Origin of the sequence: Saltatorellus ferox, from assembly GCA_007751475.1 — a bacterium.
Taxonomy (GTDB): Bacteria; Planctomycetota; UBA1135; order UBA1135.
This window is the reverse complement of record CP036434.1, coordinates 642972-658021: the sequence shown is the minus strand read 5'-3', so window position 1 is coordinate 658021 and position 15050 is coordinate 642972. Positions and strand designations below refer to the sequence as shown.

Here is a 15050-nt window from a genome sequence, read left to right as displayed (position 1 = left end):
GCCTCCGCACCCACATGGTGCGGGGGCCCCCATCGGATCAGCCGAGCAGCGACAGCGCGAGCTGGGGCTGCTGGTTGGCCTGGGACAGGATCGAGGTCGCGGCCTGCTGGAGGATCGAGTTCCTCGTGAGGTCCGCGGTCTCCATGGCGACGTCCACGTCGCGGATCCGGCTCTCTGCAGCGCTCGTGTTCTCTCGCACGTTGGCGAGGGAGCGGAGCGTGCTTCCGAGACGGTTCTGCTGGGCACCGAGGGTACCGCGCGCCGAGTTGATGTCGTCGATCGCGCTATCGATCGTGCCGAGCATCGACTGGGCGGTCGACGCCGTGGAGATGCCACCGCTGATGCCCAGCGTCGAGGTGCTGGCGTCTGCACCGCTCACGCTGATGGTATCAGCGGTCGCCGCACCGATTCCGACCTGGATGGCGATATTGCTGTTGCTGCCGTCGAGCAACTTCACACCGTTGAACTCGGTCGTGGTCGAGATCCGGTCGATCTCATCCACGAGCTGCGAGAACTCGGCGTCCAGAGTGGTCCGGTCATCGTCGCTCAGCGTACCGTTCGCCGACTGCATCGACAGCTCGCGCATCCGGCCCAAGAGGTCACTCACCTCGTTGAGCGCACCTTCAGCGGTCTGCACCATCGAGATGCCGTCCTGGGCATTCCGAGACGCGACCGTGAAGGAGCGAATGTCAGAGCGCATGCGCTCGGAGATGCCAAGTCCGGCCGCGTCATCCGCGGCGGTGGCGATGCGAAGTCCGGAAGAGAGGCGGGAGTAGTTACCGCCCAGGTTGACCGTAGAGTTGGCCAGGTTCCGTTGCGCGTTCATTGACGCAACGTTCGTGTTGACGCGAAGTCCCATACGAGAGGTCTCGGTTTTGGATATAGAGTCGATCTGCGAACGATTCGAAGCTGGCGCTCCTCGCTACCTTGGCGATCATCGAAGTTCGATCTGCGCGCTACCGCCGTTCACGTACAGCAGCGCCGATCGGTCTTTTATGACCGCGCGAGAAGAGTCAACTGGTCCCACAGGCGGCGCTAGTACCCTGACCTTGGTATGGCCAGGGACCCCCTTTCGTTGTGCACGCGAAAGGTGGGCCGCCCGTGGTGGTCTGGATCAGCCGAGCAGGGACAGCGCGAGCTGCGGCTGCTGGTTGGCCTGGCTCAAGATGGCCGTGGACGCCTGCTGGAGGATCGAGTTCCTCGTGAGGTCCGCCGTCTCCATGGCGACGTCCACGTCGCGGATCCGGCTTTCGGCCGCGCTCGTGTTCTCGCGCACGTTGGCGAGGGAGCGGAGCGTGCTGTCGAGGCGGTTCTGCTGGGCACCCAGGGCGCCTCGAGCGGAGTTAACCTCGTCGATGGCGCTGTCGATGCTCGAGAGCATGGCGGTCGAGAGCGAGATGGTGCTGATGGCGCCGTTCACTCCGAGGATGCTCGTCGAGACGTCGGTGGGCGTCAGGGTGATCACGTCGCTGGTGCCGCCGTCGATGCCGACCTGGATCGCAATCGCGGTGTTCGCACCGTTCAGGAGGTCGACGCCGTTGAACTTCGTCGTCAGCGCGATGCGGTCGATCTCCTCGACCAGCTGCTGGAACTCGCCGTCGAGCGTGGCGCGGTCGTCGTCACTCAGGGTGCCGTTCGCCGACTGCATGGACAGCTCTCGCATCCTTCCGAGGATGTCGCTCACCTCGTTGAGGGAGCCCTCCGCAGTTTGGACCAGCGAGATCCCGTCCTGGGCGTTGCGCGAAGCAACGGCGTAGGACCGAATATCGGATCGCATGCGCTCGGAGATTCCGAGACCGGCTGCGTCGTCCGCTGCCACTGCAATACGAAGTCCCGAGGAAAGCCGCGAGTAGTTGCGTGCCAGGCCCTCGGACGAGTTGAAGAGGTTCCGTTGCGCGTTCATGGAGGCAACGTTGGTGTTGACGCGGAGTCCCATACGATTCGATTCTGTGCTTGGATTGGTGCGAACGGTGCTTGGCGACAGACGCTCAAATACGTTCTGCAAGAGTGATCTTCCCGGCCTCTCCGCGCGGTTCGCACGCGCGGTTGCTGGTGAAGGCTCAACACAGGTCGTCTGTCGTTGGTTTCTTGCCCGCCCTCGTGCGGCGCTGCGGAACTTCTTCGAAGAAGAGATCCCATGCGGCTGCCAGGTCCGCGGGCTGCGCTGCGCGCGCCATCGGATGGACGGGTCTTCGTGTTGTGTAGAGCGGTGAGGCTGGATAACGGGGGACCGATCCGGAGATCGGCCCCCCACTCAGCGAATCGGACCTGGGGTCCGCTTCTTTTCTCTTTGGTTTTCAGTCTCCGAGCCCGTTGCCGAGCGCGGTGATTCGTGGCCAGCTAGACCTTTGCAGTAAGAGGTCTGCATGAACCTCGCTGGCTACTTCAGTTCTCGGATGAAGTCGTTATCCCTGAAGCAATTGCAGCGCAATTTGCGGCTGAACATTGGCCTGCGTCAGGATCTGAGTGGCCGACTGCTGCATGATCGAGTTGCGCGTGAGGTCTGCGGTCTCTTCAGCCACGTCGACGTCTCGGATCCGGCTCTCGGATGCGGAGAGGTTCTCGCGCTGGACCTGGATGCTTCGAAGCGCGCTCTCCATCCGGTTCTGCTGCGCACCGAGCGCACCGCGTGCGTCGTTGATCGTGTCGATCGCCGAGTCGATGCTCGCGAGGGCTCCCTGCGCGTTGGAGATCGAGAGAACGTCCGTCGAGGAGATTCCGAGCTCGCTGGTCGAACTCGCTTCGAGCGTGACCGTGATCACGTCGTTCGACGGGCTGTTCTCGATGCCGACCTGGATCGGAATGCCGGTCGAGGCCGAGCCGTCCAGAAGGTTGATGCCGTTGAAGACCGTGGTCGTTGCGATGCGGTTGATCTCGTCCTTCAGCTGCGTGAACTCGATATCGAGCGTGGCGCGGTCGCTGTCGGACAGCGTGCCGTTCGCGCTCTGCATGGAGAGTTCACGCATCCGGCCGAGGATGCCGCTGACTTCGTTCAGCGAGCCCTCGGCCGTCTGGGCGAGAGAGACCCCGTCCATGGCGTTGCGGCTGGCCACTCCGTAGGAGCGAATCTGGCTACGCATCCGCTCGGAAATGGCGAGTCCGGCCGCGTCATCCGCGGCGACGGCGATTCTGAGCCCCGACGCAAGTCGGGCGTAGTTTCCCTGCAGGCGGCCGGTGGCCACGCTGAGGTTGCGCTGCGCTGTGAGCGAGGCAATGTTGGTGTTGACGCGAAGTCCCATGATGGACGGGGTCGGTTGGAAGCTGACGGGCGGGGTCGATTGGCTGAGTTTTGTGTCCGGCAGCGGGTTCCGACGGGCGGTTCCACCTGGTGGTTCTGACGCCGGGCTGGTCCGGACACGATTCGGTTCTCGGTAGGGCGTCTGATGACTCAAGCCCGCGTCCCGCAAAAAGACTCTTCGGGTGACCAGAAGGCTCACTGACGAGGTCTTGTGGCAGGGTGCTCGGAAATCATTTCCGCCATGAGTTCCGGGGAGGATGTCCTGGAAGCAGGGCGGTGCCAGGGGAGAGAACGTCTCCACCGGTATGGAATCCCGACCTGCTCCTTATCTACAGTCCTCGGGTGCCACACATCCTCATCGCCGACGACGACCCCGGAATTCGGGCGGGCCTCGTCGCCATCTGCATGGCGGGGGGGCACCGCACGTCCGAAGCCGGCACCGGAGCAGAAACCGTCCGCAAGGCCACCGCCGAGCGGCCGGATCTCGTCCTCTTGGACCTGCGGATGCCGGAGGGTGATGGGCTCGAGATCCTTCCCAGGCTGACGGCCCTGGACGATGCCCCGGCCGTGGTGATCCTCACGGGGCACGCGGATGTGGAAACGGCCGTCAGGGCCATGGCGCTCGGCGCCGTCAACGTCCTGGAGAAGCCGGTGGATCCGCCGCGCCTCCGCCAGGCTCTCGAGCGCGTCCTTTCCAACCGAACCATCCGCGAGGAACGTGACCGCCTCCGCGAAGAGGTCGCCCAGCTCCGTTCGGGCCCGATCGTCGGCCGATCCGCCGCCATCCAGCGCGTTCTGGAGCATATCGCCCGCGTCGCCGCCACTCCCCGCTCGACGGCCCTCATCACCGGTGAGTCCGGTGTGGGGAAGGAGCTGGTCGCCCGCGCCGTCCACGACCAGAGCGCCCGCGCGGACGGCCCCTTCATCCCGCTCAACTGCGCCGCGCTGGCCGACGGACTGCTCGAGGCCGAGCTCTTCGGCTACGAGCCCGGCGCGTTTACCGGCGGCCTCCCCAAGGGCCGCGACGGCCTCATCGCTGCCGCCAAGGGCGGAACGCTCTTCTTGGACGAGCTCGGCGAACTGGATCTCGGGCTTCAGGCCAAGCTCCTGAGGGTGCTTCAGGAACGGACCTACCGCCGCGTCGGCGGCACGCTTCCGCTGGCCATGGACGCGCGCGTCGTCGCTTCGACGAACCGGGACCTCATGCAGATGGTCGAAGCGGGCACCTTCCGCGAAGACCTCTTCTACAGGCTCAACGTCTTCTCGATCGTCGTCCCCCCCCTGCGCGCCCGGCCGGAAGACATTGGCCCCCTCGCACACCACTTCCTGGAGCACTTCGGGGACGAGCTCGCGAGGCCGTATACCGGGTTTGCCACGGCTGCGATCCGTTCCCTCGAAACGCACCCGTGGCCCGGGAACATCCGCGAGCTCCGGAACGCCGTCGAGCGGGCCGCGATCATGACCTCCGGCGGGGAGATACCCGCCGCTCACGTGGGTCTCGGCGCGCCAGGGTCCACCCATGCGCCGACGGAGACCGCCCCTGACGCGGCGGGCGCGAGCGCAGGCCCGACCGGCCAGGGGAATCCGCTCAGCCCCAGCGTCGAAGACGAGCCGGAGATCGACACCCTCTCCGAAGCCGACCTTTCGCTGGAGCGCATGGAGGCCGCCATGATTCGGCGAGCACTTTCCGTCACGCGCGGCAACAAGGGCCGAGCCGCCCGTGCCCTCGGCATCCATCGCTCGACGCTCTACAAGAAATTAGAGCTGTACGGGATCGAGTAGCGCGGCCCGTCAGAGCCGGAGAGCGCGTCGGAATAACCGACAGCGCCCCGGACCGGCCGCAGGGCCTGACGAGGCGTCAGCCGGGGTGCTGGCGCGGAAGTGTCGCGAAGGCCGACAGTTCGGGGCGAAATCCAGCGCCCGGCGGCACTCGTCGCGTGGGGTGCCATCCGTTCCGAAGTTGGAAATTCCTTCCGGAAAACACCTCTCAGGCCATCAAGGGAAGGTCCGGGGTCAGTCGACAGACCGCTTGGCAGCGGCCTTGCGTCGTCGCCTTCCACCCACCTCCCCAGTCGTTCCACAGGGAACCCCGGCCCATGCAACCATCCCGACCAGCCCAGACCACGAGCGATCGAGCCGCTTTCACGAGCGCCGCCGACGCGGTCGATCGCTCTATCGGCGCGGGCCAGCTTCGGGACATCGCGCTCGGCGCAGGTCGCGAACTCCGCTCTCCGCTCGCGGCCCTGCGCGTCCTTCTGGAGGGAGTCCGGGCTGGCGTGACCGTCACCCAGGGATTCGCGGCCCGCGCCCTCGAGGAGATCGACCGCGCCGAGGCCGCCGCCCACGATGTCCTCGCCTGGACCATGCCCCGGAGGATCCGCTCCGTAGGGACGACCCTCGGCGAGATCGTCGAGAGCCTCCGCGCCTCCCTCGGGCCCGCCGACCGCCGCCGGACCCACTTCGTCCTCGAGCAAGAGGACACGGCCCTCGCGACCGATGCTCCACTTCTGGTCGAGTGCTTCGAGCGCTCCCTCCGCCACCTCTACCGCGCCGCTCGAGCCGCTGACACCGAGGTGATGGTCCACGTCCACGCCACCGCGGACGTCGCCACGTTTAGCTTCATCCAGACGGGCGGCGAGGCCCAGGCGTCCGAGCGTGACGATGACGCTTCCCTCCCCTCCCTGGCCGATGCGCTCCTTCGGTCGAGCGTCGCGCGCCTCGGCGGACGGACCTCGATCCACGAGGCCGAAGGCCATCGATGCGCGGTCATCACGCTTCCCGTTTCCACCACCAGGTCCCACGAAGAGGCCGCCCGATGAGCTCCAGGACGACAGACCAGCGCGCCGTTCTCCTGGCGCTCAGCGACACGACGGTGGCCCTCGCGTTTGCTCGCATCCTCGACGCTCGATCCCACTCTTCGATCGTCGCAGAGTGCGCGCTCGAAGTCCTCGAGGGCGAACCATCGGATACGTTCATCGCCGACCTCAGCTCGACGCCGAGCGAGGACTTTGCGATCGGGGGCCTCGATCTACTCGAGGATCTTCACTCGCTCGGGCTCTATCCGCATGCGATCCTGATCGCTGGCGCCGAGACCACCACGTCCGACTACCAGCGCGCAGCCCGCCTCGGCGTCGACGTCATCCTCGAGCGGCCGCTCCGTCCGGAAGCACTGGTGGAAGCCGTCGAGGCGCCGCGCACGGAGCCCGATCGCCCCATGACGCGCTACGTCGAACGCGGTCTGGGCTCGGCCTCTTCGGGCATGCACATTCTCCTCGCCGCCGAGCACGGAGCCGCCGAGGCAGCCGCACGTGATCTGATCGGCTGGTGCGCGCGCTGCGAGATCGTCCCGTCGACGCGCGCTCGGATCGGCACCTCGGTCGCCGAGACGATTCAGAATTGCGTCGATCACGGCGCCCAGCAGATCGAACTGACGGCCTGCCTCGATCGCTCGATGCTCACGGTGACCATCGAGGACGACGGCCCCGGCTTCGAGGCCGTCCGCTACCTGAGCGCCGACGCTCTGGACGCCTCGTCAGGCCTCGGCCGAATGCACTCGCTCGCCGAGAACGTTTCGGTGCGCTCGGAGCTCGGTGGTGGGACGGCCGTCACGCTCGAGTTTCGCGTCACCACCGCCGACTTCGAGGACGGCGTCCGAATCGACCTCTCTGAACTCGACTTCTTCTCCCCCGAGACGTCGAAGGAGCTCCTCGCGACGCTCTCCGAGGATCCGGATGCTCCGGTCATTCTCTCCCCGGCCCTCGCCGTCGTCGTCGGACGAATGCTGATGGGGCCCGATCCGAGCCGCGTTCTCTCCGAGGCGCTCTGGAGCTGAGTCAGACATGTCGGACCCGTACGAAAGCCCCTTCAACGATCTGTTCCACTTCCCCGAGGTCGAAGGCCTCGAGGAATTTGGGCTCGTGCCGCCGGTCCCGGCGAGCATGCGCGTCGCCGAGGCACAGCCCACCACAGCGACCGGCACAGCGGCCAACTCGGCGGCCGCAACGCCAGGAGCAGCCGGTACCGACGGCGACCAAACACCGACGGCCCAGACAGCAGCAGCACAGACACCCGCCACCCAGGCCACGTCAGCCCAGGCACCTGGTAGCTCCGCTGCCTCCGGACGCCCTAATCCGCCGCTCCCCGACGGAATCGACGACCTGGATGAGGACCTGTTCGGCTTCGACGAGCTGTTCTCGCTCGACGATGATCCCTATCGCAACGGAACGCTGAGCGCCGAGGGGCTCCCGGCCAACGATCTCTTCCTCGATCCGACTCCCGCGCCCGCCCCTGCGGCTCCGGCCGCGCCCCAGGCAGCTGCCCCGGCGCCGCAGACGGCGCCCGTCCAGCCAGCGCCGCAGTCGCAGGCCCAGCAGCCGCCGGCGGCGCCTCTGCCCCAGGCACCTCAAGCGCAGCCCGCCCCGCAGCCGCAGTTTCAGGCCGGCCCAGCGGAAACCGTCGCAGCGCCCGCCGCCGATCTCCCCGCGTCGTTCCCGCCCCTGATGTCGAACGCCGGCTCTGCTCCCGCCGGGTCGAACCACGCGCTCCGCGACCGCGGACCGCGCATCCTCCTGCCGGAAGACATCCCCTATTCCCAGTCGTCGGAGAAGCAAAGGCTGCTCTGGGTTCTGGTCGCGTGCTTCCTGCTCGTCAACACCGGCATCTTCTTCGTCGCCTACCAGGCGAGCGCCGCCTTCCAGTCGTCGCTCCAGGTGACGACCGACAAGCTCGCCGACGCCATCGCCCAGGACAAGTCCGCCCCGGCCGTGGCCGCTCCGTCAGAGTTTCCCGCCACGAGCGCCTCGGTGGGCGTCGACCCATCGTTGACGTACACGATGAACACGCCGACCAGCCTTCCCGCGGGCAGCGACCTTCCAGAACGCTCGCAGCGAGACCGCTGGATCGATCCGCGCGACTACGCCAATACGCACGAATTCGCGGTGGGCAACGCCAAGGCACTGCTGGCGGATGGCCGCTTCGAAGAGGCGCGCCGCCTCCTGAACCACGTCCTCGCCAACCAGGCTCGCATCCCGCTCAGCCCGGTCCTGCGCGAGGAGATCGACTACCTCATTCCGCTCACCTACTTCGAGCACGGCAAGGCCACGGCGCCGCAGAGGGAGGAAAGACCTTGAAGCCCACTTCGTTCCTGCTCGGCTGCCTCGCGGCCAGCGCGGCCTCGGTCACACCGATCGCCGCTCAATCCAGCATCCTGACCGACGATCTCTCCACCGACATCGCCGAGCAGACCGAGGCCCTGACCGCCTACGAGCGCACCGTTCCGCGCGCGGACGTCCGCATCAACGGGCGCCTCGGCATGGAGACGATCGACGTGGTCGCCACTCGCCTCTCGATCGACGCGCTCCTGCGTCGCGTGGCACGGGACTGTCATCGCGAACTCGTGGGGCTCGAGACGCTCAGCCGCATGCCCGAGGTCACGGTCAAGCTCGTCGACACCGATCTTCGTGACGCGCTTCGCTGGATCGGTGGGTCCGTCGGGCTTCAGATCACCCTGACGACCTCCGAGCTCCGCGTGGCGGAGGACCTGCCGCCGTACCCGACGCGGAAGGAGCTCTACGAGCGCGCCTACACCGGCTACTTCCGTGCACTGGCCGACCATCCGGAAAGCTCGATGGCCGCCTCCGGCGCGTGGAACCGCGCGCGAATCGACGAGTCCACGCCCAGCCGCGCTCTCGAAGCGGCCCGCGCCTACGACGAGATCGTCGAGCGCTACCCAAACTCGGACCTCCTCGCCGACGCCATGCTGCGAGCAGGCAAGCTCTATGGGGAGGCCAACGCGTGGGAGGAAGCCGCCGCGCGATTCGACGCCCTCGCGGGCCTGAAGGTCGAGAACGACTACAGCATCGAGTCCAGACGACTCCTCGCTGACGCTCACACGCGCATCGCAAGCGCCGCCAAGAACGAGGTCGTGGCTCGCGAGAGCGCTCGCCGTGCACTGCTCGTCCTCGACGCCCTGGACGATCTCGACGAGACGCAGAACCCCGAGGGCCGCCGCCAGCGCTACATCATCCGCAGCCGTGCGCACTCCCTCGCAGGCGAGCCGGTTCAGGCCATGCGCTGCCTCGACCTCGCGATCGAATACAGCGAGTACGGCGACCAGGATCCCGAGCTCGCGGAGCTTCGCGCGCTGGCTTTCGATCGTGCCGAGCGCAACTCGGACGCCGTTCGCGCCTGGCTCTATCACGCTTCGCTCGTCACGGGTGAGGAGCGAAAGGACTCCTACGTCAAGGCGGCGATCGCGGCCAATCGTGGGCACCAGCCGCTCGCCACCCTGGCCATCGCCAAGACCGCGACGAACGAAGGTTTCGGTGACGCGGTGGCGCCCCACGCCGACGCTGCTCTGGTCGCGCTCGACATGGAGCCGAAGCGGATCGACCTCTTCGGCGACGACGAGCGCATCGATCGCGGCGAGCGACTGATCCTCCGAGGCATGGCGGGTGAAGCCGTCAACGCCCTGCGCCCCGTCTTCAACCGGCAAGCCGCGCTCGACGAGCCCCAGCGAGTTCGCCTCGCTACCGCGCTCGCGAGGGCCCTCGCCGAGGAGAAAGAGATCGACGAGGCCATGCTCGTGCTCCGTACGACCGTCGAATCGCTCACACGAGTGACCCAGCGACAGTCCCTCTACCAGCTCGCCGCCACGCTCCTCGAGCAAGCGGGCGAGATCGAGCGCGCGATCCGCGCGCTCGAGGGAAGCCTCTGATCCACGCCAGGTACCACCATGCTCAAAGCCATCGGAACCCTCCAGCTCCTGCTCGCACCCATGTTCGTCTTTCCCGCCATGACGGCGCAGGACGAGGACGGCGCCAGCCCCATGAGCGGACAGACGCTGCAGAACCAGCTCGAAGCGACCCTGGCGTCCGTCGAGTACCTCGCGGGGCTGCGCGCCTCGGCCCGTACGGGCGACGCGGCCTCGGTGCGCGCGATCCTGCGCGCCACCGAAGCCCCGCGTGACACCGCGCCTCTCCGCAACGACCGCCTGGCGTCTCTCCAGGACGACCTCGCCCGACTCCGCTTCCAGCTCGACCGGCTTCTCGCAGACCCCTCGGAAGTCAGCGCGATCACGGCGATGCCCGCGAGCGTCGTCAGCGCCCTCGGACTCGGTGGGCCGCGCCGTTCGGACGACATCTCCGCGGAGGCCCTCACGGGCCGCAGCGGAGCCAGCCTGCCCGCCTCTTCCGATCCAGCCGCGCCGGACGCCACGATCATGCCCGGCCTGCCCGAATCGGAGAGGACGAGCGACGAGTCCACGGCCCCCTACCCTGACCCCATGGCGTCTCGTCCGGACGACCTCGCTGGCATGGGCCAGAGCATCGGCACCGTCACCGGCCTCGACGCGACGATGCGCGCCGCCATCGCCGGAGACATCGCTCCCCTCGACCACGTGTCCGAGTCTTCGAGGCGCCGCGGCAACGAGGCCGTCACGCTCGAAGAAGAGGGCTACGTCGCCGACCCCGTCCACCTCGGCAAGCTCCTGGTTCGCGCCGGACGCCCCGCAGAAGCCGTGGAGACCCTGAAGAGGCACCAGACCGGTCCGGGCGCGCGCTACTGGCTCGCCCGAGCGCTCCAGGACCTCGACCGTGAGACGGAAGCCATCGCGCTCTTTCGACTGATCGCCGACGACGGCACGGCCGGTATCTACAGCCGGCACGCCGCCCAAGACCTTGAGTTCCTCGAGTTCAAGGCCTCCCTGAAGAAGAAGAACTGACCCCTCGCCCCCTCCTGTCTGCCCTGCCCTTGCCGGGAACAGCCTGCTCACCACCTGCCCCATGGGCAGCCAACCGCCGAAACGACCGTGACCAACACTCAATCCTCCACACCCATGTTCCAGGACCTCCCCGCTCAGGAGGGCACGATGGAGTCCGACCTGTCCCAGCAGAACGCCGCCCAGGTCGAGAACGCCATCGCCACGTTCACGTCGGTCCTCGAGAATCTGCAGGCGAGTCACACCCGCCTGGAGGAGCGCGCGCGCCGCGTCGACGCCGAGCTCTGTGCAGCCAACGAAGCTCTCGGGCAGAAGGTCCACGAGCTCGACCGGGTCAAGCAGCACCTCGAGTCGGTCCTGACCTCCATCCCGACGGGCGCCATCGTCTATGACACCGAGGGTCGCATCGTGCGCGCCAACGACGCCGCACTCACGATTCTGGGCGTGACGCGGACCGATCTTCTGGGAGTCGGCACGGTCGCGGGCCTCTCGGGACCCGCCGCCGACGGTCGTGAGACCGAGGTGGAGTGCGCCGATGGCGTCACGCGCGTCCTCGTTCGTCGCTACCGCCCCGTCCACGTCGAAGGCGGCATTCCCGCCGGCGGCGTCGAGGTCATCGAAGATCAGAGCGAGCTGGTACGCGCTACGGAGCGCCTCCACCGACTCGACAAGACGGCCGCACTCGGCACGATGGCCGGGGGCATCGCCCACGAGATCCGCAACCCGCTGCACGCGATCCAGGGCTTCGCCCAGCTGCTCTGCCGCGAGGCTGACGGCGACTCCCGCGCGACGCGCCACGCCGTTCGGATCCAGGAAGGCGTGAACGAGATCGAGTCGATCGTGGCCTCCATGCTCGGCATCGCCGGCGAGGGCGAGCTTCGGGTCGAAACGTTCAACGCCCGCGCCCTCGTGCGTGAGGCGGTGGAAGCCGTCCTCTCCGAGCGCGAGGCGCCGGACCTCTGGACGATGGAACTCATCGGCCCGGCCGCGACCATCCAGGCGGACCGTATCAAGCTGCGCCAGGCCGTACGCAACCTCGTCGCGAACGCCTGCGACGCGCAGCCCGCTGGCGGTCCCGTTCGCGTGGAGACGATGCCCGCCAAGAACGGCGTGACCATCACCGTCACCGACGCCGGTCCCGGCATTCCCTCCAAGGACATCGAGCGCATCTGCGACCCGTTCTTCACGACGCGCGCCGAGGGCACCGGCATGGGCCTCGCCCTCGTTCAACGCGTGGCCGAGCTCCACGGCGGCGTCCTCGAGCTCCAGGCTCCGAACTCCGCCATCCTCACGCCCGCCGGGCAAACCCCGCTCAACGGCGCGTGCTTCGCGCTGACGATTCCCACCCAGACCGTTTCGGCTTCCGGCCTGCACGCCGGCGCCCCAACCAACGCCTCCGCTAACCCTGCTACCGCCTGAGGCGTTGCCTCGAATCCGTACCATGACTCTCCAACGCATCCTCGTTGTCGACGACGAATCCCTCGCCCGCGAGTACCTCTGCGAGGCCGTCGCCAACCTCGGCTACCAGGCCATCCCCGCCGTCGGCGCCGAAGCGGCCCTTCACGCCATCGAACAAGAGCAGCCCGACGTCGTCATGACGGACATGCGCATGCCTGGAATGGACGGCGTCGAGCTGACGCGTCTGATCCACGAGCGCTATCCGGACATGCCTGTCCTGCTCTGCACCGCCCACGCCACGATCGAATCGGCCGTCACGGCGATGAAGCACGGGGCGCGTGACGTCCTGATGAAGCCCATCTCCATGGACGCCATCGAGTTCTCGCTGAAGCGCATCGAGCGCGAGGCTCGGCTCGTCGCCGAGAACCTCTACCTGCGCGATGAAGCTCGCGGTGCCAATCCCGACACGATCGTCGCGGAGAGCCTGCAGATGAGCGAGCTCCTCAAGGCTTCCAGCCGGGTCGCCCGCACCAAGGGCACGATCCTGATCACCGGTGCGAGCGGCACCGGCAAGGAGCGCGTCGCCCACTTCATCCACGCCGCCTCCGAGCGCGCTGACAAGCCGTTCATCCGCGTGAACTGCGCGGCGCTGTCGGAGCAGCTTCTTGAGTCGGAGCTCTTCGGCCACGAGCGCGGAGCGTTCACCGGGGCCGACCGCCAGCGACTCGGTCGCTTCGAGCTGGCCGATGGCGGCACCCTCCTCCTGGACGAGGTCGGCGAGATCTCACCGGCGATGCAGGCGAAGCTTCTGCGCGTTCTCCAGGAGGACGAATTCGAGCGCGTGGGCGGCCAGAAGACGCTCAAGGTCAACGTCCGCGTGATCGCTTCCACCAACCGTGATCTCGCCCGCGAGGTCGCCGCTGGCAACTTCCGCGAGGATCTGTACTACCGGCTCCATGTCCTGCCGCTCCACATCGCGGCCCTCAAGGACAGGATCGCCGACATCATGCCGCTGGCGCGCCGCTTCGCGAGCCACTACTCGCGCCAGAACGGCCTCGCCACTCCCACGATCACCGAGGATGCGATCGTGCGCCTCGAGACGTGGGCCTGGCCCGGCAACGTGCGCGAACTGGAGAACGTGATCCAGCGCGCCGTCATCCTCGGCTCGGAGGAGAACGGCCTACGCCGAATCGAGGCCAAGGACCTCGTCTTCGGGCCGGAGGCCATGGCCGACGGAGCCGCCGGTGAGAAGATCACCACGAGTGACCTCGACCTGGAGCATCCCGCGTTCAAGGAAGCCATCGCCAACGAGACGATGTCGGACGTCGAGCGCGTCGCGATCCTGAGCACGCTGGAGCGCACCGGCGGAAACAAGACCGAAGCGGCCCGCCGCCTCGGCCTCACCGCCCGCACCCTCTCCAACAAGATGAAGATCTGGCGCCACGCCGGGCTCGTTTCCTAGGAGGACCGGCGCGATGACGATCCAACCCCGAGGGACGGACCTCCTGATGCGGCTGATGTCGTCAGCCGCCATGCGGCGCGACGTCCTCGCCAACAACATCGCGAGTCAGAACCTGCCGGGCTATCGGCGTCGCGACGTCCAGTTCGAGGAAGCCCTCTCGGAGGCCATGTCGAAGGGCAAGTCCTCCGAGGAGCTGAGCGAGATCGAACCCGAGATCGTGACCGACTGGTTCACCGAAACGCGCGCTGACGGCAACAACGTCAACGCAGAAGAAGAGGCCTCGATGCTCCGTGAGAACCGGATCCGCTTCGAGCTCTACGCGATGATCATGAAGAGCCAGCACGGGCTCATCTCCCAGGCCATCAACTCCGACCGCTAAGCCCCATGTCCACGATCCAGCCGAACCAGAGCCCGAGAATGGCGCTCGACCGAGTCTTCCGCAGCATGCGGATCGCCGGTTCGTCGCTCAACGCCGAGCGCTCCCGCATCGATACGATCACGAAGAACATCGCCAATGCGCGTACGACGAAGGTCCCGGAGACGGGCCTTCCGTACCAGCGCGAGGAGCTGAGCTTCATGCCGATCATGCACCAGATGGTCGGGGGGGGCGAGGAGTTCGCCGGAGTACGTGTCGCCGAGGTGCTCAAAGACGACTCCCCTTTCGAAGAGGTCTACGACCCGAGCCACCCCGACGCGGACGACCGCGGCGTCGTTCTCTATCCCAACGTCAACACGATGAAGGAGATGGCCGACCTCGTGACCGCGGTTCGCTCGTACGAGGCCAACCTCTCCGTCCAGGAAACGTTCGAGCAGATGGCCCAGCGCGCTTTGCGCATGGCCGAGTAGTCCCGCCCCGGAAGGCAATCACTGAATCATGGTCAACGGAATCGGAGGAAGCGGCGCGGGTCGCACGGCGATCGACGCAGCGCTCAAGGCGATCGCTGCGCGCTCGCGTGAGCTCGGCGCTCCGCCAGATACGTCGATCGGCGGAGCCGAAATCCAGACCGGGGCGTCGCAAGGTGGCTTCGCCGAAGCACTGAAGAACGGCGTCAATTCGGTCGAGGAAGAGGTCAAGAAGGCCAACGAGGTCCAGTACGGAGCACTCGAAGGCCGCCTCGACCTGCACGAGGTCGCGGCGCAGCTCAAGGAGTCCGAGATGACCTTCCAGTTCGCCCTGCAAGTCCGCAACAAGCTCATGGACGCGTATCGAGAAGTGATGCGCATGTCCGTCTAAG

Annotated in this window: 14 protein-coding genes; 11 read left to right on the top strand and 3 right to left on the bottom strand. The window is 67.1% G+C overall.

Going from position 1 to position 15050, the window contains the following annotated elements; translation table 11 throughout:
• Nucleotides 1–37: 37 nt before the first annotated feature.
• The 3 genes from Poly30_RS02460 to Poly30_RS02450 all read right to left on the bottom strand — a co-directional run bounded on the left by Poly30_RS02460 (nucleotide 38) and on the right by Poly30_RS02450 (nucleotide 3239).
• Nucleotides 38–859: a flagellin N-terminal helical domain-containing protein gene (locus Poly30_RS02460; RefSeq protein ID WP_145194437.1), complete on the bottom strand. Its 822-nt coding sequence runs from the start codon at nucleotides 857–859 to the stop codon at nucleotides 38–40.
• 255 nt (nucleotides 860–1114) lie between these two features.
• Nucleotides 1115–1936: a flagellin N-terminal helical domain-containing protein gene (locus Poly30_RS02455; RefSeq protein ID WP_145194436.1), complete on the bottom strand. Its 822-nt coding sequence runs from the start codon at nucleotides 1934–1936 to the stop codon at nucleotides 1115–1117.
• Between the two features lie 469 nt (nucleotides 1937–2405).
• Complete coding sequence (locus Poly30_RS02450) at nucleotides 2406–3239, bottom strand: flagellin N-terminal helical domain-containing protein (RefSeq protein WP_145194435.1); 834 nt, start codon at nucleotides 3237–3239, stop codon at nucleotides 2406–2408.
• A gap of 341 nt (nucleotides 3240–3580) precedes the next feature.
• Between Poly30_RS02450 and Poly30_RS02445 the strand changes: the two genes are divergently transcribed.
• The 11 genes from Poly30_RS02445 to fliE all read left to right on the top strand — a co-directional run bounded on the left by Poly30_RS02445 (nucleotide 3581) and on the right by fliE (nucleotide 15049).
• On the top strand, nucleotides 3581–5020 hold the full coding sequence (locus Poly30_RS02445; RefSeq protein ID WP_145194434.1) for a sigma-54-dependent transcriptional regulator: 1440 nt from the start codon (nucleotides 3581–3583) through the stop codon (nucleotides 5018–5020).
• Between the two features lie 314 nt (nucleotides 5021–5334).
• Nucleotides 5335–6057, top strand: coding sequence for an ATP-binding protein (locus Poly30_RS02440; protein WP_145194433.1), 723 nt, complete (start codon nucleotides 5335–5337; stop codon nucleotides 6055–6057).
• Nucleotides 6054–7070: an ATP-binding protein gene (locus Poly30_RS02435; protein WP_419190870.1), complete on the top strand. Its 1017-nt coding sequence runs from the start codon at nucleotides 6054–6056 to the stop codon at nucleotides 7068–7070. The genes Poly30_RS02440 and Poly30_RS02435 overlap by 4 nt, the downstream gene beginning before the upstream one ends.
• 7 nt (nucleotides 7071–7077) lie before the next feature.
• Entirely contained in the window at nucleotides 7078–8367 is a 1290-nt protein-coding gene (locus Poly30_RS02430) for a hypothetical protein (RefSeq protein ID WP_145194431.1), read from the top strand.
• Nucleotides 8364–9953: a tetratricopeptide repeat protein gene (locus Poly30_RS02425; RefSeq protein WP_145194430.1), complete on the top strand. Its 1590-nt coding sequence runs from the start codon at nucleotides 8364–8366 to the stop codon at nucleotides 9951–9953. Before Poly30_RS02430 ends, Poly30_RS02425 begins: the two co-directional genes overlap by 4 nt.
• 18 nt (nucleotides 9954–9971) lie before the next feature.
• Entirely contained in the window at nucleotides 9972–10958 is a 987-nt protein-coding gene (locus tag Poly30_RS02420) for a hypothetical protein (protein ID WP_145194429.1), read from the top strand.
• An 87-nt stretch (nucleotides 10959–11045) separates the two neighbouring features.
• Nucleotides 11046–12374: a sensor histidine kinase gene (locus Poly30_RS02415; RefSeq protein ID WP_419190869.1), complete on the top strand. Its 1329-nt coding sequence runs from the start codon at nucleotides 11046–11048 to the stop codon at nucleotides 12372–12374.
• A 22-nt stretch (nucleotides 12375–12396) separates the two neighbouring features.
• A complete protein-coding gene (locus Poly30_RS02410; RefSeq protein WP_145194427.1) occupies nucleotides 12397–13815 on the top strand; it encodes a sigma-54-dependent transcriptional regulator in 1419 nt (472 codons plus the stop codon).
• A gap of 13 nt (nucleotides 13816–13828) precedes the next feature.
• Nucleotides 13829–14194 (top strand): flagellar basal body rod protein FlgB, encoded by a 366-nt coding sequence (gene flgB, locus Poly30_RS02405; protein WP_145194426.1) that lies wholly within the window; start codon nucleotides 13829–13831, stop codon nucleotides 14192–14194.
• A 5-nt stretch (nucleotides 14195–14199) separates the two neighbouring features.
• A complete protein-coding gene (gene flgC, locus Poly30_RS02400; RefSeq protein ID WP_419190868.1) occupies nucleotides 14200–14661 on the top strand; it encodes a flagellar basal body rod protein FlgC in 462 nt (153 codons plus the stop codon).
• A 28-nt stretch (nucleotides 14662–14689) separates the two neighbouring features.
• Nucleotides 14690–15049 carry a flagellar hook-basal body complex protein FliE gene (gene fliE, locus Poly30_RS02395; RefSeq protein WP_145194425.1) on the top strand — a complete coding sequence of 120 codons (360 nt, stop codon included), beginning with the start codon at nucleotides 14690–14692 and terminating at the stop codon, nucleotides 15047–15049.
• The last annotated feature ends 1 nt before the right edge of the window (nucleotide 15050 follow it).